Genomic DNA, 3,984 nt, shown 5'->3' on the forward strand with positions numbered 1-3,984 from the left:
GCCGAGGTCGGCCATGTGGTCGGCCTCGTCCAGCACGGTGATCTCGATGCCGTCGAGCGTCAGGCACTTCTGACCCATGAGGTCCTCGAGGCGGCCGGGGCACGCGACGACGATGTCGACGCCCGCGTCGAGCGCGACGGTCTGCCGGTGCTGGTTGACGCCGCCGAAGATCGTCGTGACGCGCAGGCCGGCGACGTCGGCCAGGGGCTCGAGCGTCGCGGCGATCTGCGTCGCCAGCTCGCGGGTGGGCGCCAGGATCAGCGCGCGGGGGCGGCGCGGCCGACGGGCCGAGCCGTCCTTGAGCCGCGTGACGATCGGCAGGGCGAACGCGAGGGTCTTGCCGGAGCCCGTCCGCCCGCGGCCGAGCACGTCGCGGCCGGCCAGCGTGTCCGGCAGGGAGGCGGTCTGGATGGGGAACGGCTCGGTGATGCCGCGCACCGCGAGGGAGGCGACGAGGTTCTCGGGCACGCCGAGGGAAGAGAAGGAGGGCATGAAGGCATCGCCTTTCGGGCGGTGGTGTCGGGGCTCGCGGCGGCAGTGCGGGGTGGGCTCTGCGGCCCGCCGGTGCTCCACGACTGGTCTCGGAGGTGTCCGAACGCGCGTCATCGCGCAGACCAGGTCCCACCAGTGTGCCCTACGCGCCCCAGAACGGCGAACGGGTGACGCCGTCCGGGTGCCCGAGGCGTCCCTGTGCGGGGGGTGTGTCCGGCAATGGGTGAAGTTCGACCGGTTACCCCCGAATGGAGGCTGCCAACCCCCGTGCGGCCCGCCTACGGTCGCCATCAGCGGGCTGATCTTGACCACCCAGCAGGGCCTCCCGCCGGCACGGCAGCAGCACCACCCCCGACACCCACCGCCGGCAGGTCGCCCCCACGACCGCCGGCCGCTCGCCCATGGAGCACCAGCACGATGAGCCGCCAGCAGCGCACCGCCAGGGCCCCGGCCCTGCGACGGCTGTCGCTGTCCGGGCGGTTCGTGCTCATCTCGCTGGCGGGCATCTCCGTCGTCGGCCTCGGCGTCGTCGTCGCGACGGCCCAGGTGCTCAGCGCCCAGGCCCAGGCCGACGGCGTGGCCACCGCCCGGTCCGTGACCGCATGGATCGCGCCGACCGTCCCCGTGGAGGCGTACAGCCTCGGGCGCCTCGAGGCGGCCGACGCCGAGGCCCTGGACGCCGTCGTGGCACGGCTCGACGACCGCGTGACGAGCGTTCGCCTGTGGACCACCGACGGCGAGGTCCTCTTCGACTCCACGTCGTCGACCCTGTCCGGCTTCCCCGACGTCGAGCGACTCGACTCCGCTGCGCTGCTCGGCGAGCCCGCCGCACGCGTGCAGACGCACCTGCACGACGCCGTCGGTGACGCGGGCCAGGGACCGGTCACCGTGCTCGACGTCTACGCGCCGGTGAGCTACGACGGCGAGATCGTCGGCGCGGCGGAGATCACCCTCGACCACACCGAGAACACCATCGCCCAGGCGCGGGCCGTGCGGACCATCGGCATGGCGGCCGCCCTTGGCCTGCTCCTGCTGTGGCTCGTGCTGCACCGCACCGTGCACTCCGCGTCCGAGAAGCTCCAGCGCAGCGCGATGGAGAATGCCCGGATGGCGCTGCTCGACGCGCTCACCGGCCTGCCCAACCGCCGGATGCTGCTCGACCGGCTGCAGCGCGCCGTCGACACCGCGGACCGCGACGGCAACGGCGTCGGCATCCTGCTGCTCGACGTGGACCGCTTCAAGGAGATCAACGACTCGCTGGGGCACGACCGCGGCGACGACCTGCTGGTCCAGGTCTCCGACCGCCTCCAGGGCGCCTTCCGCGGCCGCGACCTCGTCGCCCGGCTCGGCGGCGACGAGTTCGCCGTGCTGCTGCCCGGTGTCGTCACGGTGGCCGAGGCCGAGCGGCTCGCCCAGCGGGCCCGGGCGGTCTTCACCGCCCCCTTCGAGCTCGACGGCATGACGGTGCACGTCGCGACGTCGATCGGCGTCGCCGTGCTGCCCGACCACGCCGACGACGCCCGGTCGCTCATGCGCAAGGCCGACATCGCGATGTACACGGCCAAGCAGCACCGCCTGGGCGTCTCGGTCTACGACGTGGCGGACGACGGCTCGAGCCCCGCCCGCCTCGTGCTCCAGGGCGAGCTGCACGCCGCGCTGCGCCACCCCGGCGAGCTCACGGTGCACTACCAGCCGAAGATCGACCTCGTCACCGGGGCGACGGCGGGCCTCGAGGCGCTGGTCCGGTGGAACCACCCGCTGCGCGGCGCCGTCCCGCCCGGGGTCTTCGTGCCCATCGCCGAGCAGTCCGGCCTCATCGACGACCTCACCGACCTCGTGCTGCGCACCGTCGTGCACCAGCTGGCCGAGTGGGACCGCGGCGTGCGCCTGCCGATCGCCGTCAACCTCTCCGCGCACACCGTGGTCTCGATGGAGATCGTGCGGACCATCACCGGGCTGCTCGCCGAGCACGACGTCGACCCCGAGCACCTGCAGGTGGAGATCACCGAGACCGCGCTCGTCGCGGACCCCACGCGCGTCATCCCCGTGCTGCGCGCGCTGGACGACGCCGGGGTGCGCGTCGCGATCGACGACTTCGGCATCGGCAGCACGTCGATCGCCGTGCTGCGCGACCTGCCGGTCGACGTGCTGAAGATCGACCAGCTCTTCATCGCGGACCTCTCCGACGCGCACGACGGCGACCGCGCCCAGAGCGTCATCAAGGCGATGGTCGACCTGGCCCACTCCTTCGGCCTGCTCGTCGTCGCCGAGGGCGTCGAGGACGCCACCACGGCCGCGTGCCTGCGCACGCTCGACGTCGACCAGGCCCAGGGCTTCTGGTACTCCCACGCGGTACCGGCGCAGGACCTCGTGCTGGCCCGCAGGGAGGTGCTCACGTAGGCCCGGGGCCCGGCCTGCACCACCGGTCCCCAGCACGCCCAGCACGCCCAGCCCGCCCAGCACCCCGCACCACGAACCCCCCGCGGCCACCCACCGCACGCACCGAGGAGAACCCCCATGGACGACCTGATCCGCGAGATGATCGCCGAGAACCGCCGGCCGGCGATCGACAAGTCCCGCCGCGGCCGGCTCATCGCCACGACGCTCACCGTCGGCCTGGCCAGCATCGGCATCACGTCGCTGACCACCGGGGCCCTCTTCACGGACACCGAGACGATGTCCGCGACCGACTTCACCACGGGCACCGTCGTCATCGAGCCGACGATGTCCGCCACCGTCGCGCTGGGCGCCCTGAACATGGCGCCGGGGGACACGTCCTACGGCGCCGTGCTCGTCCGCAACGCCGGCAGCCTCGAGCAGCGCTACGCGGTCTCGCTCGCCGCGACCGACGGCCAGGCCACCCCGCTGACCGGCGAGCTGGACCTCACCGTCTACGCCGGCGGCGCCGAGGCCGCCTGCTCGGCCGCGGGCATCGCGGCGCTGACCACGGTCGCCACGAGCACGGGCCTGCCCACCGCCCTGACCCCGCTCATCGGCAGCTCCGACCCGGGCGCCGACGGTGGCGACCGCCTGCTGGGCGCACTCACGGACGAGGTCCTGTGCGTCGTCGTGCACCTGCCGGTCGAGACGGGCAACGCGTTCCAGGGCACGACGGCCCAGCTCGCGCTGACGTTCGACGCCGAGCAGACCGCCAACAACGACTGAACGGCGCGGCATGACGGTCTGGAACGACCTCGAGACCACCCTGGCGGGCCCGCCCGCCAGGGTGGCTCGGCGCGCCTGGCTCCCGGACCTGCTCGAGCTCACCGGGATGACGCTGCCGGTCGCGTGGCTGCGCGGCGCGCTGGACGACCTGGGCCACCTGGTGCGGGCCACGGCCGTCGTCGCCTGGCCGGCGTGCCTGCTCGGTGCTCGGCGGGCAGCTGCCGCCCAGGCGCACGCCGATGCCGGGGCCGCGCGGGCCGCGGCGGTGGAGCGCCCACCCGCCGCCGCGCGCGCGGCCGCCGTCGTCGCCCGCCGCCGCGCGCGCCT

Annotated in this window: 4 protein-coding genes; 3 read left to right on the forward strand and 1 reads right to left on the reverse strand. The window is 74.1% G+C overall.

Annotated elements, in window-relative coordinates; genetic code table 11:
* Window positions 1-492, reverse strand: a 492-nt coding sequence (locus PKY62_RS12410; protein ID WP_324537414.1) for a DEAD/DEAH box helicase, incomplete at its 3' end; no start/stop codon positions are given.
* A 417-nt stretch (window positions 493-909) separates the two neighbouring features.
* Here PKY62_RS12410 and PKY62_RS12415 point away from each other — a divergent pair.
* From PKY62_RS12415 to PKY62_RS12425, 3 genes are all read left to right on the forward strand, one after another.
* Window positions 910-2,892, forward strand: a complete 1,983-nt coding sequence (locus PKY62_RS12415; protein ID WP_324537416.1) for a putative bifunctional diguanylate cyclase/phosphodiesterase — start codon at window positions 910-912, stop codon at window positions 2,890-2,892.
* Window positions 2,893-3,009: 117 nt separating this feature from the next.
* Window positions 3,010-3,657 (forward strand): hypothetical protein, encoded by a 648-nt coding sequence (locus tag PKY62_RS12420; RefSeq protein ID WP_324537418.1) that lies wholly within the window; start codon window positions 3,010-3,012, stop codon window positions 3,655-3,657.
* A 10-nt stretch (window positions 3,658-3,667) separates the two neighbouring features.
* On the forward strand, window positions 3,668-3,984 hold a 317-nt coding region (locus tag PKY62_RS12425), incomplete at its 3' end, for a hypothetical protein (RefSeq protein ID WP_324537420.1).

It is taken from the genome of Actinotalea sp., from assembly GCF_035443605.1.
Classification (GTDB): Bacteria; Actinomycetota; Actinomycetes; order Actinomycetales; family Cellulomonadaceae; genus Actinotalea.